At 39.3% G+C, this 25,846-nt stretch carries 24 protein-coding genes, 1 pseudogene and 2 riboswitches; of the genes and pseudogenes, 19 read left to right on the forward strand and 6 right to left on the reverse strand.

Annotated elements, in window-relative coordinates:
- Positions 1-191: 191 nt before the first annotated feature.
- Positions 192-1,034, reverse strand: a complete 843-nt coding sequence (locus MKY30_RS14060) for an N-acetylmuramoyl-L-alanine amidase (RefSeq protein WP_341084368.1) — start codon at positions 1,032-1,034, stop codon at positions 192-194.
- A gap of 280 nt (positions 1,035-1,314) precedes the next feature.
- On the opposite strand from MKY30_RS14060, the gene MKY30_RS14065 reads away from it, so the two are divergent.
- Positions 1,315-1,893: an LOG family protein gene (locus MKY30_RS14065; protein ID WP_147209796.1), complete on the forward strand. Its 579-nt coding sequence runs from the start codon at positions 1,315-1,317 to the stop codon at positions 1,891-1,893.
- A 105-nt stretch (positions 1,894-1,998) separates the two neighbouring features.
- On the opposite strand, the gene MKY30_RS14070 is transcribed toward MKY30_RS14065, so the two are convergent.
- Complete coding sequence (locus MKY30_RS14070) at positions 1,999-2,676, reverse strand: cyclase family protein (RefSeq protein WP_341084371.1); 678 nt, start codon at positions 2,674-2,676, stop codon at positions 1,999-2,001.
- Positions 2,677-2,932: 256 nt separating this feature from the next.
- Positions 2,933-3,033, forward strand: a riboswitch (purine riboswitch).
- Positions 3,034-3,373: 340 nt separating this feature from the next.
- On the opposite strand from MKY30_RS14070, the gene MKY30_RS14075 reads away from it, so the two are divergent.
- The 3 genes from MKY30_RS14075 to MKY30_RS14085 all read left to right on the forward strand — a co-directional run bounded on the left by MKY30_RS14075 (position 3,374) and on the right by MKY30_RS14085 (position 7,139).
- Positions 3,374-4,678, forward strand: a complete 1,305-nt coding sequence (locus MKY30_RS14075; RefSeq protein ID WP_147209794.1) for an NCS2 family permease — start codon at positions 3,374-3,376, stop codon at positions 4,676-4,678.
- 502 nt (positions 4,679-5,180) lie between these two features.
- On the forward strand, positions 5,181-5,861 hold the full coding sequence (locus tag MKY30_RS14080; protein ID WP_186813578.1) for a YehR family lipoprotein: 681 nt from the start codon (positions 5,181-5,183) through the stop codon (positions 5,859-5,861).
- A gap of 564 nt (positions 5,862-6,425) precedes the next feature.
- Complete coding sequence (locus tag MKY30_RS14085) at positions 6,426-7,139, forward strand: phosphoribosylformylglycinamidine synthase subunit PurQ (protein WP_156987298.1); 714 nt, start codon at positions 6,426-6,428, stop codon at positions 7,137-7,139.
- Positions 7,140-7,284: 145 nt separating this feature from the next.
- Here the strand turns inward: MKY30_RS14085 and MKY30_RS14090 are convergent, their stop codons facing one another.
- From MKY30_RS14090 to msrA, 3 genes are all read right to left on the reverse strand, one after another.
- Positions 7,285-7,890, reverse strand: coding sequence for a GNAT family N-acetyltransferase (locus MKY30_RS14090; RefSeq protein ID WP_156987296.1), 606 nt, complete (start codon positions 7,888-7,890; stop codon positions 7,285-7,287).
- 106 nt (positions 7,891-7,996) lie between these two features.
- A complete protein-coding gene (locus tag MKY30_RS14095) occupies positions 7,997-8,440 on the reverse strand; it encodes an SRPBCC domain-containing protein (protein ID WP_341084373.1) in 444 nt (147 codons plus the stop codon).
- A gap of 29 nt (positions 8,441-8,469) precedes the next feature.
- Positions 8,470-8,994, reverse strand: coding sequence for a peptide-methionine (S)-S-oxide reductase MsrA (gene msrA / locus MKY30_RS14100; protein ID WP_156987292.1), 525 nt, complete (start codon positions 8,992-8,994; stop codon positions 8,470-8,472).
- Between the two features lie 95 nt (positions 8,995-9,089).
- On the opposite strand from msrA, the gene MKY30_RS14105 reads away from it, so the two are divergent.
- Positions 9,090-9,647, forward strand: coding sequence for a 3-alpha domain-containing protein (locus tag MKY30_RS14105; RefSeq protein ID WP_147209788.1), 558 nt, complete (start codon positions 9,090-9,092; stop codon positions 9,645-9,647).
- A 551-nt stretch (positions 9,648-10,198) separates the two neighbouring features.
- Here the strand turns inward: MKY30_RS14105 and MKY30_RS14110 are convergent.
- Complete coding sequence (locus MKY30_RS14110; RefSeq protein ID WP_147209787.1) at positions 10,199-10,729, reverse strand: DUF4269 domain-containing protein; 531 nt, start codon at positions 10,727-10,729, stop codon at positions 10,199-10,201.
- Between the two features lie 438 nt (positions 10,730-11,167).
- Between MKY30_RS14110 and MKY30_RS14115 the strand changes: the two are divergent.
- The 14 genes and pseudogenes from MKY30_RS14115 to purD form a co-directional block, all read left to right on the forward strand.
- A pseudogene (locus tag MKY30_RS14115) lies at positions 11,168-11,629 on the forward strand (RNA-guided endonuclease InsQ/TnpB family protein); the annotation flags it as partial.
- A 191-nt stretch (positions 11,630-11,820) separates the two neighbouring features.
- Positions 11,821-12,414, forward strand: a complete 594-nt coding sequence (locus MKY30_RS14120) for a DUF2179 domain-containing protein (protein WP_147209785.1) — start codon at positions 11,821-11,823, stop codon at positions 12,412-12,414.
- A gap of 85 nt (positions 12,415-12,499) precedes the next feature.
- Positions 12,500-12,600, forward strand: a riboswitch (purine riboswitch).
- 330 nt (positions 12,601-12,930) lie between these two features.
- A complete protein-coding gene (gene purE / locus MKY30_RS14125; protein WP_147209784.1) occupies positions 12,931-13,422 on the forward strand; it encodes a 5-(carboxyamino)imidazole ribonucleotide mutase in 492 nt (163 codons plus the stop codon).
- A complete protein-coding gene (gene purK, locus MKY30_RS14130) occupies positions 13,409-14,542 on the forward strand; it encodes a 5-(carboxyamino)imidazole ribonucleotide synthase (protein ID WP_147209783.1) in 1,134 nt (377 codons plus the stop codon). Before purE ends, purK begins: the two co-directional genes overlap by 14 nt.
- Complete coding sequence (purB, locus tag MKY30_RS14135) at positions 14,539-15,834, forward strand: adenylosuccinate lyase (protein WP_147209782.1); 1,296 nt, start codon at positions 14,539-14,541, stop codon at positions 15,832-15,834. The genes purK and purB overlap by 4 nt, the downstream gene beginning before the upstream one ends.
- Before the next feature lie 12 nt (positions 15,835-15,846).
- Positions 15,847-16,560, forward strand: coding sequence for a phosphoribosylaminoimidazolesuccinocarboxamide synthase (gene purC / locus MKY30_RS14140; RefSeq protein ID WP_147209781.1), 714 nt, complete (start codon positions 15,847-15,849; stop codon positions 16,558-16,560).
- Positions 16,557-16,802, forward strand: coding sequence for a phosphoribosylformylglycinamidine synthase subunit PurS (gene purS, locus MKY30_RS14145; protein WP_147209780.1), 246 nt, complete (start codon positions 16,557-16,559; stop codon positions 16,800-16,802). The genes purC and purS overlap by 4 nt, the downstream gene beginning before the upstream one ends.
- Positions 16,803-16,804: 2 nt before the next feature.
- A complete protein-coding gene (gene purQ / locus MKY30_RS14150; RefSeq protein WP_341084377.1) occupies positions 16,805-17,491 on the forward strand; it encodes a phosphoribosylformylglycinamidine synthase subunit PurQ in 687 nt (228 codons plus the stop codon).
- Positions 17,475-19,703, forward strand: a complete 2,229-nt coding sequence (purL, locus tag MKY30_RS14155; protein WP_341084378.1) for a phosphoribosylformylglycinamidine synthase subunit PurL — start codon at positions 17,475-17,477, stop codon at positions 19,701-19,703. The genes purQ and purL overlap by 17 nt, the downstream gene beginning before the upstream one ends.
- Entirely contained in the window at positions 19,679-21,085 is a 1,407-nt protein-coding gene (gene purF, locus MKY30_RS14160) for an amidophosphoribosyltransferase (protein ID WP_147209777.1), read from the forward strand. The genes purL and purF overlap by 25 nt, the downstream gene beginning before the upstream one ends.
- 30 nt (positions 21,086-21,115) lie before the next feature.
- Entirely contained in the window at positions 21,116-22,135 is a 1,020-nt protein-coding gene (purM, locus tag MKY30_RS14165; RefSeq protein WP_341084380.1) for a phosphoribosylformylglycinamidine cyclo-ligase, read from the forward strand.
- Entirely contained in the window at positions 22,132-22,707 is a 576-nt protein-coding gene (purN, locus tag MKY30_RS14170) for a phosphoribosylglycinamide formyltransferase (protein WP_147209775.1), read from the forward strand. The genes purM and purN overlap by 4 nt, the downstream gene beginning before the upstream one ends.
- Positions 22,707-24,239 (forward strand): bifunctional phosphoribosylaminoimidazolecarboxamide formyltransferase/IMP cyclohydrolase, encoded by a 1,533-nt coding sequence (purH, locus tag MKY30_RS14175; RefSeq protein ID WP_156987278.1) that lies wholly within the window; start codon positions 22,707-22,709, stop codon positions 24,237-24,239. The genes purN and purH overlap by 1 nt, the downstream gene beginning before the upstream one ends.
- Before the next feature lie 117 nt (positions 24,240-24,356).
- Entirely contained in the window at positions 24,357-25,601 is a 1,245-nt protein-coding gene (gene purD, locus MKY30_RS14180) for a phosphoribosylamine--glycine ligase (RefSeq protein WP_156987275.1), read from the forward strand.
- Positions 25,602-25,846 lie beyond the last annotated feature (245 nt).

Here is a 25,846-nt window from a genome sequence, read left to right on the forward strand (position 1 = left end):
CACTGCCCTTCTGTTACAGTAAGTTGCCTTTATAATAACATATAGACGATGATGCTGTATTTTTTATTCACAGTGATAAGGGCGGATATATATTTGAGCTTGAAGATTTTATAATAAATTTGCTGAATACATTCAATTAAGAGATATAATAATTTTATATCCCCCCTGCCATGAAGCAGGGGGATTCTCATTTATTTCACTCTCAAACGTGTACCTGGCTGAATAATGTCACTGGTCAATCCATTGAGGCTCTTAATCGCATTTACAGTTGTATTATATTGCTGGGATATTCTCCAAAGTGTATCACCTGCCTTAACTGTATAATAAACAGCTCCGCCGCTGCTGACAATTAATACCTGACCCGGATAAATCGTATCATTAGTTAATCCGTTTAAATTTTTCAACTGCTGCACGGTCAGATTATGGGCTTGGGCAATACTCCATAGCGTATCTCCAGATTTAATCGTATACGTATTGCCTCCACCGCCAGATTTTCTTTTTAATCCAAGAGACTGTGCAATTCCATTTGCATGTCCTGTGGCAATTCGGTTAAGATAAGCATCCGATTTTAATTTATTTGCATCAGCAACCGTGTCAATAAAGCCATTCTCTGTTAATACTGCCGGCATACTGGATTCACGCAGCACATGGAAATTCGCTCTTTTTTTACCGCGGTTTCTAAAGTCGACTTGCTTCATAATCTCTGCATGTACTTTATCACGGTACGCTAGTGTATTGTTAGATACACTTCCGTTATAGATATAGTCCTCATATCCAGTGCCGCCGCCGGCGTTAATATGAATACTGACAAAATAATCAGCTCCCCAGCTGTTCGCATCATTTGTACGCTGCGTGAGACTCCGGGTCGTGTCGCTTGTCCTGCTCATACGAATACTATGACCTTCATAATCGCGGTTGAGGATATCTCTTGTTTTTAAAGCAATCGATAAAGTGACATTTTTCTCCTGCAAACCATTTCCGGCTGCTCCCGGGTCAGTACCGCCATGTCCAGGATCAAGATAAATTTTAACCATAATAAAAATCCCCCTTAGAAGTTGGTATAAATAAGTGTTCAAAAGTAGTCAAAGTTTTTCGATGGGGCGAGTAACCGCAATCCCAAAATTAGAAGCAAGAAAGTCATTACCTCGCCGCTTATCATTTGAGCACTTTTTGAACATTCCTTATACTATTTTGTATTAAAAAAACAGCTTGCCCGTTTGGACCAGCTGCTTATGGAATAAGCTGATTTTGCTGTTGAATCGTTATTTTAAATTGTTTCCTTATGTTAGAATAGGATGGGGAAGGAGAAATGTTATGAATATTGCTGTATATTGTGGTGCAAGCCTTGGAAGTAATACAGCTTACCAAGATGCAGCACAGAAGGTTGGAAAATGGATAGCTGAAAAGAATAATACGCTGGTATATGGCGGGGGAAAAGCAGGATTAATGGGTGTGGTTGCCGATGAAGTTCTGGCAAATAACGGTGAAGTTATTGGGATCATTCCTGATTTTCTGGTTGAAAGAGAATTAAGCCATGCCAATCTGACAACATTAGAAATCGTTGATTCTATGTCCGTAAGAAAAAATAGAATGATTGCGTTAAGCGATTGCTACATAGCACTGCCTGGCGGACCGGGAACGCTCGAAGAAATTGCAGAGGTCATATCCTGGGCAAGAGTTGGTCAGAATCAAAATCCATGTATTCTTTTCAATCAAAATGGATACTATGACAGTCTTGCCAGATTTTATGATGAAATGGTAGAGAATGGGTTTTTATCCGTGCAAGATAGAGAGCGTATCTTATTCACGGATTCGCTGGAAGAGATAGAAGTATTTATCTCCGACTATACACCTCCTGAAGTAAGAAAATATACGGCACATTCACCAAGTTAAAGCATACTAAGTAATTATTTACTTCATCCAATTTGGAGGAAATCAATAAAATATACGAACTGTGGACAATGAGCATCTGTCTGTTGCAGACAGGTGCTCATTATTTTAGTCTTTCAGTTCAGCTAAAATCGTACAAGGACCGCTGTCCAATCCTTTCAAGAGAAGTGGAAGAGCATATACACGTTCAATGCCGGTTAAGTCCTCATCTAATTTCATATCTTCAATAATTAAAATCGCCTGGTCATCCTTTCTGCCTAATCCAAGAACGGATTGATGAAACTCTACACCATGTGGATTGACATTCTGTGCGCCGGCAGCAGATGGAAGGTCCATACCAATTGCTTTTATACTTGAGAATTCCATAAGGAAATCCCCGGCATCTTTGGTGAAGCCTGGGTTATGCTGGCCATAACGGTAAGCATCATCCCGATATTTATAGAAGCCGGTCCGGACAATAATTAGATCACAAGAACCTAATGCCTCAGAAAATACTTCTAAATCCTTTTTTGTTATTAACTCGTCATCGGATTTGGGAATATCTGCTACTAATACGCTTTCATAAACAAATGTGTCAATCGGATTTTCCCACAATTGCTTTCCTTCGGGATTAAAATGATTTGCACCATCCATATGTGTACCGCAGTGATTTATGGCCATATAAAATGATTGATTAAATACATCTCCATGATCTGTGGAAAACTGCGGCCACATACTGACCGGCGGATTCTCAGAAAAACGTGGTGTGTCAACACCCAGTGGATAAGATAGAGCAATTCTGCGCATTTTTCATGGCTCCTTTCAAAATAAAATAAGTTGTTTTTTTAATGAATAGATTGCAGAAACAATGCGGCAGATAACGACCTTATTCTGTATCCCATTCATTAAAATAATCGTACTATTAAATTTAGAAAATTTCAACTTTTAGTAGATTGTCGTTAGAATTTTTGCGCATTGATGTCTAACAACGAATGTTAAAGGTATAAAGTATGGTTTTTGTTCGTGTTTTATTGACAAATTTTGTGCAGATTAGTAATATTATAATGTGAACTTAATAGAAATGCGTATAATTTCGGGGATAAGGCCCAGAGTTTCTACCAGACTGCCGTAAATAGTCTGACTACGCAGCAGAACTAACCTTAAATTTTCAATATCTGTCTTGAAAATGAGGATTATTATCTGCTGCTCCAATAGAAACTCTTAAGCTATTTAAGAGTTTTTTTGCACTGTATAAAAGTATAACATTCCAGCGGATCTTTTTTGGGGAGTAATCGCTGCCCTGATTCAGCAGAGTTCTTAAGATTATAGTACAGATGCAGATAAAGCATTCCTATTGTTTTTTTAGGATTGGATTGCTAAATCTACTTTATGGCATAAGCACTATTTAAATAGCACATACTAGAGCTTATTCTATAAAATTTATGGAGCTTTTCTAGATAAGAGAACATTCAAAAAGACCGGTAAAAATGGAGGAAAAGAATTCATGAGTAAATATTTTGAATTTGACAAACTGGGAACTAATTTTCGAACAGAGTTTATAGCTGGCTTAACAACTTTTTTAGCTATGGCTTATATTTTATTTGTTAACCCGAGTATCCTGGGGGAAGCGGGTATGGATCAGGAGGCAGTATTTGCTGCGACAGCAATTGCGGCTGCTTTTGGTTCCATTATTATGGGAGTTCTTGCTAAATATCCTGTAGCACTTGCGCCAGGTATGGGATTAAATGCATTTTTTACTTATACAGTAGTAATTGGTTTTGGCGTCCCTTGGGAAACAGCACTTGCAGGTGTTTTAGCTTCAGGAATTATTTTTATTGGTTTAACTTTAACAGGAATCCGTGAAATTATTATTAATGCAATTCCGCCAAGCTTAAAGATGGCAGTGGGAGCTGGTATTGGTTTATTTATTGCATTTATCGGATTGAAAAATGCGCAAATTGTTCAAGCGGATCCGTCTACAATTATTGCGCTTGGTGATTTAACATCTCCACCGGTTTTATTAGCGATTTTTGGAATTGTTATTTCCGTTGTTTTGATCACTGTAGGTGTTAAAGCGGGGATTTTTTATGGGATGATTATCAGTTCCATTGTCGGTATGATTTTTGGTCTGATTCCAGTGCCATCCGGCATTAGTGGAATTGTAAGCAGTGCCCCGAGTCTGGCGCCGACATTCGGCCAAGCTTTTATTCATTTTGATCAGATTTTTACGATGCAGATGCTTATTGTTATTTTGACATTTTTATTTGTTAATTTCTTTGATACAGCAGGAACATTGGTTGCTGTTGCGACAAAAGCAGGACTGATGAAGGATAATAAATTACCAAGAGCAGGTAAAGCGCTCTTTGCAGATGCTTCTGCCAGTGTAGTAGGGGCTGCTGTCGGTACATCTACGACAACATCCTTTGTGGAATCCACTTCAGGTGTAAGTGTAGGCGGGCGTTCAGGATTCACAGCTGTTGTCACAGGCTGTCTGTTCCTGTTAGCTTTGTTCTTCTCTCCATTACTAAGTGTTGTAACGAATGAAGTAACTGCGCCGGCATTGATTATTGTCGGAGTATTAATGGCCAGCAGCTTAAAGGATATCCCATGGGATAAATTTGAGATTGCTGTACCAGCTTTCTTTACAGTGCTGATGATGCCAGTAACTGCCAGCATCGCAACTGGTATTGCCATCGGGTTTATATTCTATCCAATTACAATGCTTGTTAAAGGAAGAGCGAAGGAAGTTCATCCGATTATGTATGTATTATTTGTTGTCTTTGCATTGTATTTTATCTTTTTAACCTAAAAATAAATATGCAGTTGAAGAGAGGGGAGTGTAGTACATTCTCCTCTTTAAGTTTAGATAGATATGGGAAATCACTATTTTGTCAGTTTAGTTATCTGTAAAATATTTGTTTTATTAAACTGACTACATAGGTAATCACAGTATGTACTCTTGGTCATTGTTGTTAAGAGATAATACGAGCAAGGACTAGCTTGTAAACGTATTTTGTTACATTAATAAGTTCAATTTATATAACTAAAGGACAGTTTTGTGGAATAGGAAAAAAGGATTATTTTATAATTCCTCCGGGGAAGCAGTAAGTTAAATTATACTAATATAGAAGAAATTAAATAAATACAGATTAATTAATAGGAAAAATGGTACAATTCTAAATTTAGTATGCCTTTTTAAGCAGTAAGTTTAAAGACTTTGACCTATTGAAAACCTTCCAAGATTTTCATATGATTATGAAATAGTATTAACAATGCTATTGTTAACTTCAGAGGAGAAAGGAAGAGCAGAAATGAAAAAATGGCTGATGCTATGTATGGCACTACTTCTAAGTGTTGCTTTGGTTGCTTGTGGTTCTGATAATTCAGACGAGGATAAGGATACTAAAGATAATGAGAGCACTGAGGACACAGCAGAAGGAACAACAGATAACGAAGAGGATACAGAAGAAGGCGCTGAAGCTGAAGAAGGTGCCGCAGCAGAAGATGAAGAAGCTGATGAAGAGGCAGCTACAGATTCAGAAGAAAATGCTGGTTCAGAAAATGACGCAGCTGCCGAGTCACAAGATTTTGACTTTGATCCAAATGGTGAAAACACAGTTACGCTTCAATTTGAACAGGCAGGTGTTATTGTAAAACTTACTTATAAAGCGGATGGCGATATGGTCTATGAACAAACTGCAAATAATGAAATGCCTTATTCCGCATTAGGAGTTTCTACACCAGAAGAAGCAGAAGAAATAATGGCAGAAACTGCTGAAGGTTTTCAAGACATACAAGGAGTAACACATAACTTTGAATATCTTGATGATAAAGTCGTTGAAACATTAACGGTAAATTACGATGAAGCTGATGTGAACGAAGTAAGCCAATTGACAGGATCTGAATTTGAAGGAGATTTAAGCGGTGGTGTAAGTCTACAGCAATCTGTTCAGATGCTTCAGGCACAAGGCTATGAAATTGTTGAAGAATAATTTGCATAGAAATTATTAAGAAAAAGACACTTTTTTGATTATGGATTACTTTCTGTAGATTAGATAAGTGAAAAAATTTACTACAGCCTGGCTCTGTTATTTTTTAACAGTGTCAGGCTGTTTTATTTTTTTAGAATTTTCTCCTGTAAGTAATTGAGGATACGAAATTGATACATAGAACAGGACTTAACTAATAAAGGCTGTAGGCAGAATAAGTATAAAATTATTCTATAGAGACAAATGAACTTTCAAAAAGTAATACGTATATTACGGTTCAGGAAGGCTAATATTTAACAATACAAGATATGACTATTGATACAAATTAAATAAAAAATCTCTCTTTCCATTTTGGTCAAGGAGATTTTTTATTAATAGCGTATTTATTTTCAGGAAATCAATGTTTACTATTTGAAAAAGACTTAATTTTCTTTTAATATCTGATATAAATAAGAGGCACGAAATACAGTGCCAATGTATAGAATACACCAAAAAGTAAAGCTGGATAGCAATTATAATACTGTTATCACTTGTGCAACAGCAACAAAATCATAAGGAGGCAATGAAATGAAGCCAATTATTGGAGTAACAGCATCGATGGAAGCAGATGGAACGGAATATAAGATGCACCTGCGAAATATAAGGGCTATTGAACAAGCTGGAGGCATCCCGGTTATTCTGCCGTATTATAGTGATTATCAGGAAATAGCTGTATTGCTTGATAAAATGGATGGCCTCTATCTGCCAGGCGGCTATGATATTGACCCATCTTTATTTCAAGAAGAGCCAAACCCGAATCTCGGTACTATTATTCCAGAAAGAGATCGATTAGAGAAGGAAGTTATCACATATTTTTTAGAGAAGGATAAGCCGATACTGGGAGTTTGCAGAGGATGTCAAATTTTAAATGTTGTGACGGGAGGAGCTATGTATCAGGATTTAGATTCACAATATCCGAAGCAGCTAATTCAGCATACTCAAAAAGCAGCATTCCACCATCGTTCACATACTGTCAAAATAGCCAGGGCTTCTTTATTGGAAAAGCTGGTTCAGACGGAGAAAATAAGGGTAAACAGCTACCATCATCAGGCAAACCGCTCTCTAGGCAAAGATTTTATGGTCTCCGCTGCAGCAGATGATGGTGTTATGGAGGCATTTGAAAGTAAAATACATCGCTTTGTTTTAGGGGTGCAGTGGCATCCAGAAGGCTTGATTAATCTTTCAGATGATCCATCACTGGCTATTTATCAAGGCTTTATTGAGGCTTGTAAAGATAAATAGATTAATGTTATAGGAATGTTTAATGGGAGTTGCTTGTATAGAATAGCAGGCACAAATTGTCTTAGATACTATTTTAGAAAAGCATCTTACAGGCGGCCTCAGAAGATTCTAGAGTGCTGAGGTTACCTGTGTAATAACTTTTATATTAGACACTTTTGATGCTGCCGTTTTCATTCAATGCTTTAACATAGCAGACACACTGATGCTTTCTCTGAACACCGGAAAACTGCTTAAGGTTTTCTCCGGTGTAATGTGAGAAAACAGATACAGGGAAGAGCTGTTCTGTAGCAGACTGGAAATGGCTTTTGATTTCATTTCCTTCTAAATAAATATGATAATAAGAATCGGTCATTGTAAAGTTCATTTTCTCATACCAATTTTGAACCCATGTATCATCTCGTGTCCATGCTTCAAGGTAATTCAATTTTCGGGTCTTTGCAATTTTCTCTGCCTCATTCAACAGTGCTTGCCCAACCCCTTGCCGAGAATAATAGGGATGTACTGCAATATGCCATATCATTCCTCCTAAACCACTGTTACGGGAGCAAACCGCCCCTTCCTTGGTCTCATACTCTATATCAATTAGTCCTGCTATTTTTCCTTCGATTTCAGCGACAAGTTCAATAGACGGAAACGCATAGGATTCTTTTTCCTGAAGAACATTATCAAAATAAGCTGTTTCTAAAAAGGCAAGTACGCGGCAATGAAGCCAACCTTTTTCGTCAGCTGGAGTATATGCTCTGATTTTCATATTTTCCCCACTTTCCAAGCTTCAGTGATTTTTGGTCGTAATAATATAAAAAGAGAGACCTTCCAAAATATCAATTATCAGGTCTCTGTAAAGATTTCATTCTGTATTAAACTGTTTCGCTTTCGGCTAAAGATTTAATTACTTTAGAAGACTCTTTTGCAAAGTCCACGGATGCTTCGTAGTATTTTTCCCCTTGTTCCAAAAGAGAGAAGTCGCCAATTTCGATAAATAGTTTGGTGCTGCTTCCCGTATCTTCTAATAAATAGCGATAGGCAACTTCTCCTTGCTCAGGTTTGATTTTCCATCCTGTTCCATGTAAATCAATAATCAGCTCTTTTTCTTTTTCAGCCTTAATAATGGTAGTGATAGACTGCTCTCCATTCGGTAAGTCCCAAATCACCTTGCTGCCTTCTTGCATCGGCTCTTCAGGATAGTCCTCTGGAAGTTCATCCCATTGTGCTACATATTTAGGCAGTGTTAATATTTCCCAAACTCTTTCTGATGACGCGTTTATTAATAATTCTTCTGTAACAATCAGTTGTTTTTTCAATGGAACCCCTCCATATGATGTTTTGAAGTCTATGATTTCCAGTTTTCGGCAATAAATTCATCCCGGCCTGATTTAGCACGGTCTTCTTCGTATTCTGTCTTACTTTTTTTATAAAAATCCTGATGATAATCTTCAGCAGGGTAGAAAACAGATGCTGCTTTAATTTCTGTCACAATTGGTCTAGCAAATCGGCCGCTGTCAGCAAGTGTCTGCTTTGCTTTTTCAGCAAGCTCTTTCTGCTCTTCATTATGATAAAAGATGGCAGTTCTATATTGCTCGCCTCTATCCTGAAATTGCCCGTCTGGATCTGTCGGATCGATTTGTGGCCAATATAGGTCAAGAATCGTCTGGTAATTGATAAGAGAATCATCATAGGTAATCTCCACTGCTTCATAGTGTCCTGTATTCCCTTGCTTGACTTGTTCATAAGCAGGATTATCTAAATGTCCGCCTGTATAGCCTGATATAACCTGGTGTACGCCGTCCCATTGATCAAAAGGCTTCACCATACACCAGAAACAGCCTCCGGCAAATGTTGCTTTTTGTATTGTCATGTTCATCCCCCTTTAGGCTTTTCAAATGTCACGATAGTTTGTAGAATGAAATTAATATAACATATTTCAGTATTTTTTAGAAATAAGGTGACATCATGGAAGAACCATTTGTACATAGGATTTTTAATAATAAACAGAATGAAATAAAAAATAGTATGTTTTTATCGAGACTTGGTTTTGCAAAAGAGAATCCGGACAAAAAGATAGCTATTTATGATAAATGTATTTTTGCTTTTCCGATTAGGCATTACAATGAACCAGGTACAGATAAATTATTTACAAAACGTGCAGGAGAAAAGAAGGAAAATCTTTCTGTTTTGGAAATGGACGAGTATTCAGTATTTATTGGTGATATTTATCAATTTGGGAAAGCTGTTATCCAGGTTTCTCAGCCTGGAACGGTATCGCAGAGAGAGATGGAAAATGGATTGAAAACAGGCTGGTATTTCCGGGTTCTCGAGGAAGGCAAAATTCAGCCGGAGAGCGATTTACAACTGATAGAGCGCCCCAACTCAAAGTGGTCCATTGCAGCTTGTAATGAAATAATGTATCTGGATCGTGATAATTTATGGGGAGCAGATGAACTGTTTCATTGCACAGATTTAGGGATCGTTTGGAGGAAGACATTGAGAAAGAGATTGAGAGGGTTCTAGAAAGGCAGGTTGCTTTAACACAGCATTTGGAATCATTATTCTTAGAAGCAGCACTTGCAGGAGTAGACGCTGTTTCGTCATTTATCATAGCTGCCGCATTATCGCGAGTTAATGGGGTTATTGCATATTAGAATAGCGTTCTATTAGAAAAGGAAGGTGAGAAATCCCCTTCTTTTTTAAAGAATAAGAAAGTATATAAAAATGCTGAAGAATAGCCGCTCCAGAAATACACTACGCTTTCCGTGGGCTTGAGCTCAGCCTCCTCGAAAAAAAAGAGGAGGGCTTTTTTTTCTGCGGGGTCTTCCCACTGCGCTTTCCCACAGGAGTCTACGTGTATTTCTTCTGGGACTGGGACTGCGATTACTCGCCCCACCGAAAATCATTGCGATTACTGGTCTCAACGAAGTGCTTTTTTTAAGATTCTCACATTAAGAATATAGGGTATTTAAAATTCTAAGCGGGGATGAAAAAAGCCTCCATTGAATAAAGTCTCATTTTATGTTCATAAGAGCATATAAAAGCGATTTGTCATGGATTTATTTCAAAAAAGATTAAATTATTTGTTTTCTTAGTCCATAATTTATTAAGGCTTCATAAGGGTCTCCTGTTAATTCAAGCATATGGCAAAACGCCTGCTCTGTCTTAAATCCTCGTTCTTTTAAAGCAATAATTTCACATCTCCAAGATGGGTTCGTATCCAGAAGATATTTTTCAATTACCATATGCAGATAAGCATATTGCTGCGTTACAGGCTGTGCTTGTCCAAATAATTCAAATTCAAAATTATCATAAATGAAATTTGCTTTTACTATCAATTTGCTTCTGATTATCTTCCGTTTAAGTTTGAATTGAGGGAAGGGCCCATAAAGAAAATTAATTTTATCTCCGAAACCGCTGAAATCATGAACCTCCATAATAATATCTAAATCAGAGGATGCTGTATCTATACTAAGTGGTATTGTTCCGCATAAAATTGGAGAGTATATTTTTAAATCCTCCATCATATTCAGCTGGTTAATCACTTTAAATGCTCTTCTTTGTTTTTCATTTCCGGACTTTAGATATTCCAGGTTTTTCAACATGTATTCCCACCTCGTTTATTAAGCTACAATGGAAAGCTGCGGTAACTCAAATATACCGGATCAGACTTTTTAAATAAAGTGTAAATATGGTCTAGCTGTTTATGGGAAATCATATGAATGAAGAAGAATCGTTTATAGAAGTTATGTTCTCTTGATCTTATGACCCTATCGGAAATTTTTAAACAAACATCTATCATTTCAGCCAAGAGGACTCCTTCCTCAAAAATTCCATCAGATGTTAGGTGGGAGGTGAATTGGCGGTTTTAATACTTCATCCATTTAGCTGTTAAGAAAATCTAAAGAAATATTTAACAGCATCAGCATACCATGAACAGCCCAAAAAAAGTTGTTAGCTACTTTCAGAATAGTGGTATTTCTTTCCCTCCTATGATATGATGGGTTGACAGGAACAAATGTTCTTTTAGGGGTGAAAATGAAATGACTGTTTATCGAACCCTGCAAATTTGGGTGAAAAAGGGGCACCGGATGCATCCGTATTTTCAAGATATGTGTCAATGCGCAAAGAATATGCATAACACAACAAACTTTTATATCCGGCAGGTTTTTACAGCTCTCCAACAAGAAAAGGAACTGCAGCCGTTACAAAAAGAAGTATTGAAAAGCCTCCAAATCCATTTGCCTGCAATCAATGCGAACCAGCTGCAAGCTTACCAACGAAGGTATGCAAAAGAACAGGAAAAAGCCAAATCAGAACAAAAGGAAATCCAATGTCATTTATTTGAGATGCCCTCTAAGGATAAACCATATATTTCTTATCCTTTTTTGAATGCCTTGTTTAAATCGATGAAACAGACCGATTATCAATCCCTGCCAATCCAATCGAGTCAAGGCATCATGAGAACAGTTTTTCAAAACTGGAAAGCCTTTTATGGCAGTATTCATACAATATTTTCTTATAGCGTCATTTAATAGAAGTGTGATAAATTAAAGTCACCCTATTTTACGTAGGACAGGAACGACGTGTTTTATTTTAGAAAGAAAAGGGAATTATTCACAAGATATGATATCTCATTGGATGTGCTTTTCTTCTGTTTGAAGTGATATTTTATGAAGTAAAAGGGGGAATCAATATGTTAGAGAATGCGCTCATAATGCTGGCAATTATATTTACCGTTAATGTCTTATATGTATCACTCATGACGATTCGTATGATTTTGACATTAAAGGGCAGAACGTATATTGCTGCATTTGTGAGTATGTTTGAGATTGTTATTTATGTTGTAGGACTGGGGTTAGTATTAGATAACCTGGATCAGATTCAAAATCTGATTGCTTATGCCATTGGTTTCGCAACTGGTTTAATTATTGGTTCCAAAATTGAAGAGAAGCTTGCACTTGGGTATATCACTGTGAATGTTGTTTCTGCAAATCCGGATTTAAAATTTACACAGCGTCTCCGCGAAAAAGGCTATGGTGTAACCAGCTGGTCCTCCTATGGAATGGATGGAGATCGACTTTCAGTTCAAATTTTAACACCTAGAAAATATGAACTGAACCTGTATCAGGCAATTCATGAAATAGACCCGAAAGCATTTATTATTTCCTATGAGCCAAAACGGATTCATGGCGGCTTCTGGGTGAAACAAGTCCGTAAAGGAAAGCTGATGCGAAAAGAGAATAAAACAAAAGAAAAATCACAAAATGAAAGTCAACAGAGAGAATAACCACCAAAAACCGAACGTTAATTAAATGTAAAGCTTAAATTGTTCGACATTATCTTGCATTTTTCTATTTTATTTGGTATGCTAAAACCAACAATTGAAAATGCCTCATATATACTTGAGAATATGGCTCAAAAGTTTCTACCCGGCACCGTAAATGACCGGACTATGAGGGAGGATGAGCTGCTGTTTTAAAGAACAGCAGATGTTGAATGATGCTTATAAAAAAGATGTTCAAAAGTCCGATTAATCACATTTTGAATCTCTTTTAAACCAAGTCTATTCATCTTCCCTTATGGGAGATGAATAGACTTTTTTAATTTTTTAACACTTTTGTTAATTGTGAATTACCTTTGAGATAAAAAATGTTGGCAATGTGGACGATTAAAAATACGGTGTTTTTGGCAACAGGCAGATACAAATCAATTTTTAAATGTTTCAACCAAAAACCGAACTTTAACACAACCATGACCTTTTAAAATCCGTAAAAAAACAACTAAAAACAGAAAGAGGGATTCGATGGCTCAAGTTGGTGTCATTATGGGAAGTATCTCAGATTGGGAGACAATGCAGTATACCTGTAAAGAACTCGATACATTAAATATCAGCTATGAAAAAGAAATCATTTCCGCTCATCGTACACCAGATGATATGTTTACCTACGCTCAGAGTGCGAGAGAAAAAGGACTAAAAGTCATTATTGCCGGAGCTGGCGGAGCAGCACATCTGCCCGGAATGGTTGCATCACAGACGACCCTGCCTGTTATTGGAGTTCCGGTAGAAAGCAAAGCACTCCAGGGAGTCGATTCACTCTTATCTATTGTTCAAATGCCAGGTGGTGTACCGACAGCAACAGTTGCCATTGGTAAAGCAGGCGCAAAGAATGCCGCTATTTTAGCAACGCAGATTATCAGTACATTTGATAAAGATGCAGAAAAGGCACTGGATGATTACCGTGCAGCAATGAAGGATGCTGTTCAGGAAATGAGGGATCAGCTTGCAACCTATTAAAATTATTTTACCTCCTCAGACAATTGGAATTATTGGCGGTGGTCAGCTTGGAAGAATGATGGCAATTGCAGCAAGATATATGGGATATCGCATCGTTGTTTTAGACCCGGCGCCAAATTGTCCGACAGCACAGGTAGCTGATGAGCAAATCACTGCAGATTATACGGATTTGACAGCTGTAAAAGAATTAATCGAAAAAGCGGATGTAATTACATATGAATTTGAAAATGTGGACTTGAAGGCCGCAGAGCTTATCCAGAACGCTGGAAAGCTTCCACAGGGCGCATTGGCATTAGAGGTTACACAGAACCGGGAAAAAGAAAAGCAGCTTGTTGACGACTTAGAGCTTCCTGTTCCTGCTTTTCGGATTGTGAAAACGGAAGAAGATTGCAGAGAAGCATTATCTATTATTCCGCTGCCGGCAGTGATTAAAACCTGTCGGGGAGGTTATGATGGGAAAGGGCAGCTAAAACTTGTGACAGAAGAAGATAAAAATGAAGCTTTAGCATTTTTCGAGGAGCATGGCTACTGTATAATAGAGCGATGGATTCCTTTTGATAAAGAAATCTCGGTTGTCTTTACAAGGTCGCAGCAGGGAGATATTTCTTTTTTTCCGATTGCAGAGAATGAACATCGTAAACATATCCTATATAAAACTACAGTGCCGGCAGATATTGACGCTGCACTTGAAGAAAAGGCCTATGCCATGACGGCGAAAATTGCTGAACGAATGGAGATTGTTGGTACTTTTGCAATTGAAATGTTTGTCGGTGAGGATACAATCTATATTAATGAAATGGCTCCAAGACCGCATAACTCCGGGCACTATACAATTGAAGGCTGCAATGTTTCTCAATTCGCACAGCATATCCGGGCGATTTGCGGGCTGCCGTTCGTTCCTGTCAATTTGTATGAGCCGACCGCGATGGTTAATATTTTAGGAGAATCTCTTTCGAAATCTATACAGTTTACCACTGCACATAACTTTGGTTTTCTTCATCTTTATGGAAAGGAAGAACCGAAAGAAAAACGTAAAATGGGACATATTACATTTACAGCGGAAACACCGGAAGCTTTACAGAAACAATTGGATATTTTTGAGGAGGCAATACAACAATGATCGAACGTTATACAAGAGAAGAAATGGGCAATATCTGGACAGAGGAAAATAAATTTAAAGCTTGGCTGGAAGTAGAGATTCTGGCTTGTGAAGCTTGGAGTGAGCTAGGTTTTATTCCAAAAGAAGATGTGAAAAAATTGCGTGAGAATGCTTCCTTTGATATTAACCGCATATATGAAATTGAACAGGAAACACGGCATGATGTGGTGGCATTTACCCGTACTGTATCAGAAACTTTAGGAGAAGAAAGAAAATGGGTTCACTATGGATTGACTTCTACAGATGTTGTCGATACAGCTCTTTCTTATTTATTAAAGCAGGCTAATGAAATTTTAAGAGAAGGTCTGCATCGGTTTGTCGGGATTTTAGAAAGCAAGGCAAAGGAACATAAACATACCGTTATGATGGGACGTACACATGGTGTGCATGCAGAGCCGACAACATTTGGTCTGAAAATGGCTTTATGGTATGAGGAAATGAAGCGTAATCTGGAGCGTTTTGAGCTTGCTGCTAAAAATGTGGAATTTGGAAAGCTTTCTGGAGCAGTTGGAACCTATGCCAATATTGATCCATATGTAGAGCAATATGTCTGTGCAAAGCTGGGCACATCACCTGCTCCAGTTTCTACACAAACATTACAGCGTGATCGTCATGCAGCTTATTTATCTACATTAGCTTTGATTGCTACATCGATTGAAAAGTTTGCAACGGAAATCCGGGGACTGCAAAAGACAGAAACAAGAGAAGTAGAAGAACGTTTTGCAAAAGGACAAAAAGGATCCTCAGCTATGCCGCATAAGCGCAATCCAATTGGTTCAGAGAATATGACAGGAATGGCACGGGTTATCCGCGGCTATATGGTAACTGCTTATGAGAATGTAGCTTTATGGCATGAACGTGATATTTCGCATTCCTCTGCAGAGCGTGTTATTTTACCGGATGCGACTATTGCTCTTGATTATATGCTGCACCGTTTTGGAAATATTGTGGAGAACTTAACAGTATTCCCTGAAAATATGAAACGTAATATTGACCGCACTCACGGAGTTATTTTTTCTCAGCGCGTACTGCTATCTTTGATTGATAAAGGGATGGCCCGAGAAGATGCTTATGATATTGTTCAGCCAAAAGCAATGGAAGCGTGGGAAACAGCAACTTCCTTCAAAGAATTGGTAGAACAGGATGATCGGATTACAAGTAAATTAAGCCAGGCGGAAATTGATGATTGTTTTGACTATACCTATCACTTAAAAAATGTAGATCAGATCTTTACAAAAATTGGATTGGCATAGGAGGATTCCAATATGGAACTTGAGCTTTTATATGAAGGCAAGGCAAAAAAGGTTTATCAATCGGACACGAATGAAAATCACTTGATTCTCTCGTATAAAAATGCTGCAACGGCTTTTAACGGAGAGAAGAAAGCTCAATTTACAGGGAAGGGGAGACTCAATAATGAGATCTCTTCCCTCCTATTCAAGGCATTACAAAATAAAGGAATTCAGTCGCATTTTATCAAACGGCTGGATTCTGTTACTCAAATGGTTCAGAAAACAGATATTATTCCGTTAGAAGTGGTAATTCGGAATATTGCAACAGGAAGTATTACAAAGCGTTTGGATATCCAGGAAAAAACTCTTTTTGAACCTGCTTTAGCAGAATTATTTTACAAGGATGATAGTTTAGGAGACCCATTGATTAACGATGAACACGCCCTCTTTTTAACAGATATTACGGAAGAAGAACTAAGCAGTATCAAGGAAAAAGCAAGACAGGTAAACCTGGCATTAACAGAAATATTTGCGGCTATCGGTGTCCGGCTGGTGGATTTCAAATTGGAATTCGGCAGAAACAAGGAAGGCAAAATTCTGCTTTCTGATGAGGTGTCACCAGATACCTGCAGATTATGGGATATGGAAACGAACGAAAAGCTCGATAAAGATGTTTTTCGTCAAGGTACTGGAGATTTAATTACCGTATACGAAGAAATACTAAATCGTTTGGAGGATCAGTTATGAAAAAGGTGCAGGTATATATTACATTAAAACAAGGTGTTTTAGATCCACAGGGAAAGGCAATTCAAACTTCTCTTCACGCTTTAGACTATCCTGAGGTTGACGATGTCCGTGTCGGAAAATATATTGAACTCCAGGTAGAAGAAGGTCCTGATTTAGAAACACGAGTGACACAAATGTGTGAGCAATTATTGGCCAATCCGGTTATTGAAGATTACCGGATTGAGTTAGAGGAGGCACGTTAATTGTGAAGGTAGCTGTTATTGTTTTTCCAGGTTCCAATTGTGACAGGGATATGTATCATGCGGCAGGAGAAGTTGCAGGTGCCGAAGCCAGTCTGGTCTGGTATACCGATACGCATTTACTGGATGATGTAGATGGAATTCTTATCCCTGGCGGATTTTCTTATGGAGATTATCTGCGATCCGGTTCAATGGCCTCTACATCAGATATTATGAATAAAATTCGTGAGCATGCGGAAAAAGGCAAGCCTGTACTGGGCATTTGCAACGGATTTCAAATTTTGACGGAATCAGGGCTTTTACCTGGGGCGTTAATGCGCAATAAAAATCTTTCCTTTATGTGTCATCAGGAAGAATTGATTGTTGAGGATAACGAGAATGTTTTTACTCCATTATACGATAAAAATGAAGTAGTCCGTTTTCCAATTGCGCATGGGGAAGGTAACTATTTCTGTGATGATGAAACATTAAATGAACTAAAAGCCAACAATCAAATCGTATTCACCTATAAAAATAATCCCAATGGTTCTGTGGCAGATATTGCCGGTATCCGTAATAGAGCCGGTAATGTGCTGGGTATGATGCCGCATCCGGAAAGAGCAGTGGAAGCATTATTAGGAAGTGAAGACGGCTTACGAATATTTCAATCTATGATTGCGAATTGGAGGAGCAGCAATGCAGTTAACGCATAGTATTAATCCAGTGAAAATTGAACAAGACCGATTGTATCAGGATATGGGTTTAAGTGATGAAGAGTTTGAAAAAATCAAAACGATCCTTGGCCGCCTCCCGAATTTTACGGAGACCGGAATCTTTTCGGTTATGTGGTCAGAGCATTGCAGCTACAAAACGTCTAAACCGCTCTTAAGAAAATTTCCGACAGAGGGCCCGAACGTTCTGCAGGGTCCGGGAGAGGGAGCAGGAGTAATCGATATAGGAGATGGACAGGCTGTTGTTTTCAAGGTAGAAAGCCATAATCATCCATCTGCTGTGGAGCCATATCAAGGAGCGGCAACCGGTGTCGGCGGAATTATCCGTGATGTATTTTCCATGGGTGCCCGTCCGATTGCATTAATGAATTCTTTACGTTTTGGACCTTTAACCACCAACCGTACCAAGTATCTTTTTTCAGAAGTTGTTGCCGGTATTGCCGGTTATGGAAATTGTGTCGGTGTTCCGACAGTTGGCGGAGAGGTGCAATTTGATGACAGCTATGAAGATAATCCGCTTGTCAATGCAATGTGTGTGGGACTGATTAATCATGGTGATGTGCAAAAAGGAATTGCTGCCGGTATTGGCAATACAATTTTGTATGCAGGACCACCAACAGGAAGAGATGGTATTCATGGAGCTACCTTTGCCTCGGATGATTTAGCTGAGGATTCCAATAAAGACCGTCCTGCTGTTCAGGTTGGTGACCCATTCATGGAAAAACTGATCATTGAAGCATGTTTGGAGGTAATTCATTCTGATGCGCTTGTAGGAATGCAGGATATGGGGGCTGCCGGTTTAACCTCATCTGCAAGTGAAATGGCAAGTAAAGCGGGTACTGGTCTTGAAATGAATTTAGATCTTGTACCGCAGCGTGAACAGAATATGACTGCCTATGAAATGATGCTGTCTGAATCACAGGAGCGGATGCTTCTTTGTGTAAAGACTGGCCGTGAGCAGGAAATCATTGATATTTTTGAAAAGTATGGTTTGCAGGCCGTTCCTGTTGGAAAGGTTATCGAGGAAAAAGTGTTCCGGATTAAACATCATGATGAGGTTGTAGCAGATATTCCTGTGGATTCGTTAGCGGATGATGCTCCAGTGTACCATATGCCGTCGAAGGAAGCTGAATACTATCAAGCTTTTCAACAGATGGAGGCCCATAGACCCAATGTAGATAATCATGGAGAAACTTTAAAACAATTACTGCAGCAGCCAACCATCGCCAGTAAAGAATGGGTATATGATCAATATGATTCCATGGTGCAGACTAATACTGTTGTTACACCAGGATCTGATGCAGCAGTTGTCCGTATTAAAGGAACAGATAAAGCATTAGCAATCACGACAGACTGTAATTCCCGCTATATTTATTTAGATCCGGAGGAAGGCGGAAAGATTGCTGTCGCAGAAGCTGCCCGTAATATTGTCTGCTCTGGAGCTAAACCATTGGGACTAACAGATGGATTGAATTTCGGTAATCCGACGAATCCGGAAATCTTCTGGCAAATGGAAAAAAGTGTAGAAGGTATGAGTGCTGCATGTGAAGCATTACAAACGCCGGTTATTAGTGGAAATGTTTCCTTATATAATCAATCTAAAGGAAAATCTATTTACCCGACGCCGGTTGTCGGCATGGTTGGATTGCACGAATCAACAGCACATATTACACCAAGTTTTTTCCAGGAAGCTGGGGATATCATTTATCTAATTGGTGAAACACGAAATGAATTTGGCGGCAGTGAATTGCAATTTATTCAGGAGGGGAAATATGAAGGAAAGGCTCCGTACCTGGATTTGAAAATAGAGACAGAACGTCAGAAAAAACTGCTTTCTTTGATTCGGAAAGGAAAGATCCAATCTGCACATGATCTTGCAGAGGGCGGCTTAGGAGTTGCTTTAGCGGAATCTTTATTCGCGGATGAAGTGGTTGGCGCAAAAGTTGAGCTTTCAGGCAATGCCACGGTGGAACTGTTCAGCGAAACACAGTCACGTTTTCTTGTTACCGTAAAGCCTGAGAACCAGGGTGCTTTTGAAGAAGTATTTGTAGATGCAGCAAAGCTGGGTGAGGTAACAGCAGATAATAAGCTGATGGTAAAGACAAATAATGAAACAATTCTTCAGGAAGAAGCTGCTGAATTAAAAGCACTTTGGAAAGGAGCTATTCCATGCTTGCTGAAATCAAAGGCATAAACGAAGAATGTGGTGTGTTCGGCATTTGGGGGCATGAGAAAGCAGCAGAATTAACCTATTACGGATTACACTCGATGCAGCATCGCGGTCAGGAGGGGGCAGGGATTGTTGTCAGCAGGGATATGCAATTAAAAGCTCATAGACAGCTTGGCCTCGTTAATGATGTCTTTAAGCATGTGAATTTTGATGATTTTAGCGGAGAAATAGCCTTAGGACACGTCCGGTATGCAACCCAGGGTGGAAAAGGACTTGAAAATGTGCAGCCTCTTGTTTTTCAGTCTCTGACCGGCGGGATGGCTCTAGCACATAATGGAAACTTAATGAATGCAACGAAATTACGTGAAGAACTCGAAAGTGAGGGAAGTATTTTTCAAACTACTTCAGATACAGAGGTGCTGGCGCATTTGATTAAACGGAGCGGGGAAGTGACCGAAGCAACCATCTCAGAGGCTCTTAACCGTGTTAAAGGCGCTTATGCCTACCTTATTTTAGAGGATGATACATTATATGCCGCACTGGATCCTGCCGGAATAAGACCACTTTCGATTGGCAGATTGGGTGAAGCATATGTGGTTGCTTCTGAAACTTGCGCTTTTGACCAGATCGGTGCCACTTTTGAAAGAGAGGTCTTACCGGGAGAATTGATTAAAATTAATGAAGAAGGTCTGACTTCATTCCGGTTTGCTCCACGAGGAAAAAGACAGATGTGTGCGATGGAATATGTTTATCTTTCCCGGCCTGACAGTGATGTGAATTATGTCAATGTACATGCCTCCCGTAAACAGATGGGGAAAGAATTAGCCAAGGAAGCTCCAGTTGACGCAGATTTAGTGGTCGGTGTGCCGGATTCAAGTATTTCAGCTGCTATCGGCTATGCAGAAGAAAGCAAGCTTCCGTATGAAATGGGCATTATCAAAAATCGTTATGTAGGAAGAACATTTATCCAGCCGTCGCAAGAATTAAGAGAGCTGGGAGTAAAAATGAAGCTGTCACCTGTCCGCGGGATTGTAGAAGGAAAACGTGTCATTATGATTGATGATTCGATTGTCCGTGGAACCACGAGCCGGCGGATTGTGAAAATGCTGAAGGATGCAGGTGCGAGTGAAGTTCATGTGCGTATTGCTTCTCCGGCGATAACGGATCCGTGTTATTACGGGATTGATATGTCTACCAAGGAAGAGCTGATCGGAGCAAACAATACCGTTGAGGAAATTGGTGAAATTATTGGGGCGGACAGTATTGCCTACTTGTCAGAAGAGGGATTAGAGAATGCAATTGTCAAGGATAAAACAATCAATCAAGGCGTATGCATGGCTTGTATGACAGGTTTGTATCCTGTTGCCCCGGCTGATAAGAAGGAAATGGACACATCAAACTGCTAAGATCAAAAATCACTTTGGAGGGTAAAAAATATGTCAGATGTTTATAAAAAAGCTGGTGTAGACGTTGAAAAGGGCTACGAAGCAGTAGAAAGAATGAAAAAACATATAAAAAAAACACATCGGAAAGAGGTATTGGGCTCCTTAGGCTCCTTTGCCGGGGCATTTGATTTATCCTCCTTTTCTTATAAAGAGCCTGTTCTGCTTTCGGGAACAGACGGGGTCGGTACAAAATTAAAGCTTGCTTTTGAGCTGGATAAGCATGATACGGTAGGAATTGACTTAGTAGCGATGTGTGTCAATGATATTGTTGCACAGGGAGGCAATCCGCTTTTCTTTTTAGATTATATTGCCTGCGGGGAAAATGATCCTGCCCGAATTGAAGCGATAGTATCCGGTGTTGCGGCGGGCTGTCAGGAAGCAAATGCTGCATTGATCGGCGGGGAAACAGCTGAGATGCCGGGTATGTATGAGGCAGATGAATATGATTTAGCTGGTTTCGTTGTCGGTATTGTTGAGAAAGAAGAGATTATTACAGGAAAAACGATTACAGAAGGAGACACTCTGATTGGATTAGCCTCCAGCGGCATTCATTCCAATGGCTATTCTCTTGTCCGCAAGCTGATTGAAGGGCTCGATTTTGAAAAGACACCAGATGGGCTATCAAGGCCTTTAGGTGAGGCTCTGATGGAACCTACGAAGATTTATACCAAAGCGATTAAAGCTATCAAAGAAAAAGTACATATAAAAGGTATTGCGCATATTACAGGCGGCGGTTTTGATGAAAACATACCACGCATGCTTCCGGAAGGCCTTGGAGCAGCAGTGCAGCAGGAGGCATGGAGCGTTCCTGAAATCTTTCCTTTTCTGCAACAGCTGGGGAAAATTGATGCACGTGAAATGTATCGTGTTTTTAATATGGGAATTGGCATGGTGGTTGCTGTTTCTAAAGAAGATGAGCAAGCCATTTGTGATGTATTGAAAGAAAACAATATCGAGGCTGCTGTTATTGGACATGTCATTCCAGGTGAAGAGGTGCAAATTACTTCATGAAGCAAAGGCTGAGTGTATTTGCATCAGGAACAGGCAGTAACTTTGATGCCATGATGCAGGATGAAAAAATTGCAAGCTCTATAGTTTTGCTTGTTTGTGATAAACCGGGAGCTGCTGTCATAGCTAAGGCTGAAAAATCAGGTCTTGAGACACTTGTACTGACTCCAAAAAGCTTTTCCTCCAAGCAGGAATATGAAAAAGTAATCTATGAAAAGCTTCAATCTCTGGGAGTAGAATGGATTTTCTTAGCCGGTTATATGCGACTTATCGGGGAAACATTACTTTCGCATTATGAGGGCAGGATTGTTAATATTCACCCGTCTGTTTTGCCGGATTTCCCCGGCAAGGATGCAATTGGGAAAGCTTATCGGGCCGGGGTTTCGAAAACTGGAGTCACAGTTCACTATGTAGATGAAGGAATGGATACAGGTCCAATCATTGCACAGGAAGAAATAGAAATGATTCCGGGTGAGACGGAAGAACAGTTGAAAACTAGAATTCAGGCGGTAGAACACCGCTTATATCCAAATGTGATAAAACAACTTACGCAGAATGTAACGGAGGAATTATAATGAAAAAACGTGCGCTTATTAGTGTATCTGATAAAACAGGTGTCGCAGAATTTGCAAAAGGATTAGAAGCAAAAGGGTTTGAAATCTTATCAACTGGCGGAACGATCCGTTTGTTAAATGAATCTGGTGTACAGGCTATTCCTGTAGAGGAAGTGACAAATTTCCCGGAAATGCTTGATGGCAGAGTAAAGACATTACATCCAATGATTCATGGCGGGCTTTTAGGAAAACGTGACAATGAGAGTCATCGTACGCAAATGGAAGAGCACCATATTGCTCCGATTGATCTTGTTGCAGTCAATCTCTATCCATTTAAAGAAACCGTTCAAAAGGCGGGAGTAAGCCATGACGAGATAATTGAAAACATTGATATTGGCGGGCCTTCCATGCTACGTTCGGCAGCGAAAAATTTTGCGGATGTACTTGTTGTCGCAGACCCTTCTGATTATTCATCTGTATTAGCAGCTTTAGAAAAAGAAGAGGATACCTATGCTTTCCGTCAGCAATTGGCAGCTAAGGTGTTTCGTCATACAGCACATTATGATGCAATGATTGCTGCGTATTTCCAAACACAAACAGAAGAGGTATTCCCGGAAACATATACAGTAACATATGAAAAAGTGCAGGATCTGCGTTATGGAGAAAATCCGCATCAACGGGCAGCGTTTTACAAATCACCTATTCAGAACGCTGCAACCCTGGCGACTGCGTATCAATTGCATGGTAAGGAGCTTTCTTATAATAATATTCAAGATACGAATGCAGCATTAGAAATTCTGCGCGATTATAAAGAACCTGCTGCTGTTGCAGTGAAGCACATGAACCCGTGCGGTATCGGAATTGGCTCGACCTTGGCAGAAGCTTTTGGGCGTACATATGAAGCAGACCCTGTTTCTATTTTTGGAGGCATCGTTGCCTGCAATCGTCCGGTTGATATAAAAACAGCAGAACAGCTTTCTTCTATTTTCTTAGAAATAGTCGTTGCTCCTTCCTTTGATGAGGATTCGCTGGCTTTATTAACGAAAAAGAAAAATATCCGTCTATTAGAATTGGATGTTTCTAATCAGCAGGCAGATCAAAAACGGATGACAACCGTTGATGGTGGTGCTCTTATTCAGGATTTAGATGTAAAAGAGATAACAGTTGATGAATTAGAGGTTGTGACGGAAAAACAGCCGACAGAAGCAGAGATTGCTAATTTATTATTTGCCTGGAAAGCTGTAAAGCATGTGAAATCAAATGCTATTGTACTTGCTAAGGATGCACAGACTATTGGCGTGGGGGCCGGTCAGATGAACCGGATTGGTGCAGCGGAAATTGCAATCAAGCAGGCAGGAGATAAAGCAAAAGGAGCAGTGCTTGCATCGGATGCATTTTTCCCAATGCCTGATACCGTAGAAGCAGCTGCTAAAGCTGGTGTCACAGCGATTATCCAGCCGGGCGGCTCCAAACGTGATCAGGACTCCATTGATGTATGTAATCAATATGGTATCGCCATGGTCAACACATCTGTCCGTCATTTTAAACATTAATTATATATAGAAGCTCCTGTATTTCTTTTCTATGTATGCAGGGGCTTTTTAATCAATATCTGGTTATTTTATTAAAGAAATCAATTTGTTTGAGATGCTGGAAACGGAGGATAAGCTATGAAAATATTAGTAGTAGGCCGCGGTGGCAGAGAGCATAGTATTGTTAAAAAATTAAAGGAAAATCAACAGCTGGAGAAAATTTATGCTGCTCCAGGAAATGCCGGAATGGAAGAGGATGCAGAATGTATTCCGATAGATGAAATGAATATAGAAGAGCTGGTGTCTTTTGCCAAAGAAGCAGCAGTTGATTTAACGATTGTAGGACCGGAAAATCCATTAAATGCTGGTATCGCAAATCATTTTCATCAGGAAAATCTTGCTATTTTTGCTCCTTCAAAGGAAGCAGCCTGGCTGGAAGGAAGCAAAAGTTACGCAAAGGATTTTATGAAAAAATATGATATACCAACAGCTTCCTATGGTGTTTTTCAAGATGCAGAGGCAGCCAAAAAAAACATTGCCGAGACCGGCGCCCCGATTGTTATTAAAGCAGACGGCCTGGCAGCGGGAAAAGGTGTTATCGTAGCGATGACAGAGGAAGAAGCTAATCAGGCGATTGATGATATGCTTGTTGATAAAGCATTTAATCAGGCCGGCTCTACAGTTGTTATTGAAGAGTATATGGAAGGCGCTGAATTCTCTTTAATGGCATTTGTACACGAGGATAAAGTATACCCAATGATGGCAGCAAGAGATCATAAAAGGGCGTTTGATAATGATGAAGGGCCAAATACAGGAGGCATGGGAGCTTTTGCGCCGATTCCCGATTTAACGGAGGAGGCTTATCAATTTTCTGTAGAACAAATTCTAAAGAAAACAGCAGAAGGTATGATGACAGAGGGGCGACCTTTCACAGGGATTCTTTATGCAGGATTAATGCTTACGAAGAATGGTCCAAAAGTAATTGAGTTCAATACCCGTTTTGGGGATCCAGAAACCCAGGTGGTACTTCCATTATTGAAAAATGACCTGGTACAAGTCATGCAGGATGTATTGGAGAAAAAGAACCCGAATCTAGAATGGCATGCAGAAGCTTGTGTAGGTGTTGTCCTTGCATCAGAAGGGTACCCCGGTTCATATAGCAAGGGGAATCCTCTCCCGTATTTTGATGATAAAGAATATACTTATATTATTCATGCAGGAACAAAAAAAGTAGATGAAACGCTAGTATCTGACGGAGGAAGAGTACTTCTGGTCGGCAGCCGGGCAGAAACATTATCACAGGCCGTAGATAAAGTGTATCAGCAGCTGGATAAAACAGAATTAAACGGTAACTTTTTTTACCGGAGTGATATTGCTAAATAAAAAAATAAACATGCAATGGATAGAAACACATCCTTGCATGTTTATTTTTTGATATCGTGCTAAAAGGTTTCATTGTATAAGGTGTTTATAGTAGTTATATAAAGATTTGCAGTAAAAACATTAAAAAGGGGCATATTATGAAGGAGAGCGTATTTTGATTAACAGCTTTACTATGGCGGTAATATATGTTATTTTTAACTGCTATTTTTACCCGAAGTGGAAGAATCGGTTTTAGATTTAATACA

Origin of the sequence: Oceanobacillus sp. FSL W8-0428 (assembly GCF_038004405.1) — a bacterium.
GTDB lineage: Bacteria > Bacillota > Bacilli > Bacillales > Amphibacillaceae > Oceanobacillus > Oceanobacillus sojae.

Excerpts from the sequence above, each read along its gene's own strand:
- MKY30_RS14060 (WP_341084368.1), bottom strand. The coding sequence starts at position 1,034 with ATGGTTAAAATTTATCTTGATCCTGGACATGGCGGTACTGACCCGGGA.
- MKY30_RS14065 (WP_147209796.1), top strand. The coding sequence starts at position 1,315 with ATGAATATTGCTGTATATTGTGGTGCAAGCCTTGGAAGTAATACAGCT.
- MKY30_RS14070 (WP_341084371.1), bottom strand. The coding sequence starts at position 2,676 with ATGCGCAGAATTGCTCTATCTTATCCACTGGGTGTTGACACACCACGT.
- MKY30_RS14075 (WP_147209794.1), top strand. The coding sequence starts at position 3,374 with ATGAGTAAATATTTTGAATTTGACAAACTGGGAACTAATTTTCGAACA.
- MKY30_RS14080 (WP_186813578.1), top strand. The coding sequence starts at position 5,181 with ATGAAAAAATGGCTGATGCTATGTATGGCACTACTTCTAAGTGTTGCT.
- MKY30_RS14085 (WP_156987298.1), top strand. The coding sequence starts at position 6,426 with ATGAAGCCAATTATTGGAGTAACAGCATCGATGGAAGCAGATGGAACG.
- MKY30_RS14090 (WP_156987296.1), bottom strand. The coding sequence starts at position 7,890 with ATGAAAATCAGAGCATATACTCCAGCTGACGAAAAAGGTTGGCTTCAT.
- msrA (WP_156987292.1), bottom strand. The coding sequence starts at position 8,994 with ATGACAATACAAAAAGCAACATTTGCCGGAGGCTGTTTCTGGTGTATG.
- MKY30_RS14105 (WP_147209788.1), top strand. The coding sequence starts at position 9,090 with ATGGAAGAACCATTTGTACATAGGATTTTTAATAATAAACAGAATGAA.
- MKY30_RS14110 (WP_147209787.1), bottom strand. The coding sequence starts at position 10,729 with ATGTTGAAAAACCTGGAATATCTAAAGTCCGGAAATGAAAAACAAAGA.
- MKY30_RS14120 (WP_147209785.1), top strand. The coding sequence starts at position 11,821 with ATGTTAGAGAATGCGCTCATAATGCTGGCAATTATATTTACCGTTAAT.
- purE (WP_147209784.1), top strand. The coding sequence starts at position 12,931 with ATGGCTCAAGTTGGTGTCATTATGGGAAGTATCTCAGATTGGGAGACA.
- purB (WP_147209782.1), top strand. The coding sequence starts at position 14,539 with ATGATCGAACGTTATACAAGAGAAGAAATGGGCAATATCTGGACAGAG.
- purC (WP_147209781.1), top strand. The coding sequence starts at position 15,847 with ATGGAACTTGAGCTTTTATATGAAGGCAAGGCAAAAAAGGTTTATCAA.
- purS (WP_147209780.1), top strand. The coding sequence starts at position 16,557 with ATGAAAAAGGTGCAGGTATATATTACATTAAAACAAGGTGTTTTAGAT.
- purL (WP_341084378.1), top strand. The coding sequence starts at position 17,475 with ATGCAGTTAACGCATAGTATTAATCCAGTGAAAATTGAACAAGACCGA.
- purF (WP_147209777.1), top strand. The coding sequence starts at position 19,679 with ATGCTTGCTGAAATCAAAGGCATAAACGAAGAATGTGGTGTGTTCGGC.
- purM (WP_341084380.1), top strand. The coding sequence starts at position 21,116 with ATGTCAGATGTTTATAAAAAAGCTGGTGTAGACGTTGAAAAGGGCTAC.
- purN (WP_147209775.1), top strand. The coding sequence starts at position 22,132 with ATGAAGCAAAGGCTGAGTGTATTTGCATCAGGAACAGGCAGTAACTTT.
- purH (WP_156987278.1), top strand. The coding sequence starts at position 22,707 with ATGAAAAAACGTGCGCTTATTAGTGTATCTGATAAAACAGGTGTCGCA.
- purD (WP_156987275.1), top strand. The coding sequence starts at position 24,357 with ATGAAAATATTAGTAGTAGGCCGCGGTGGCAGAGAGCATAGTATTGTT.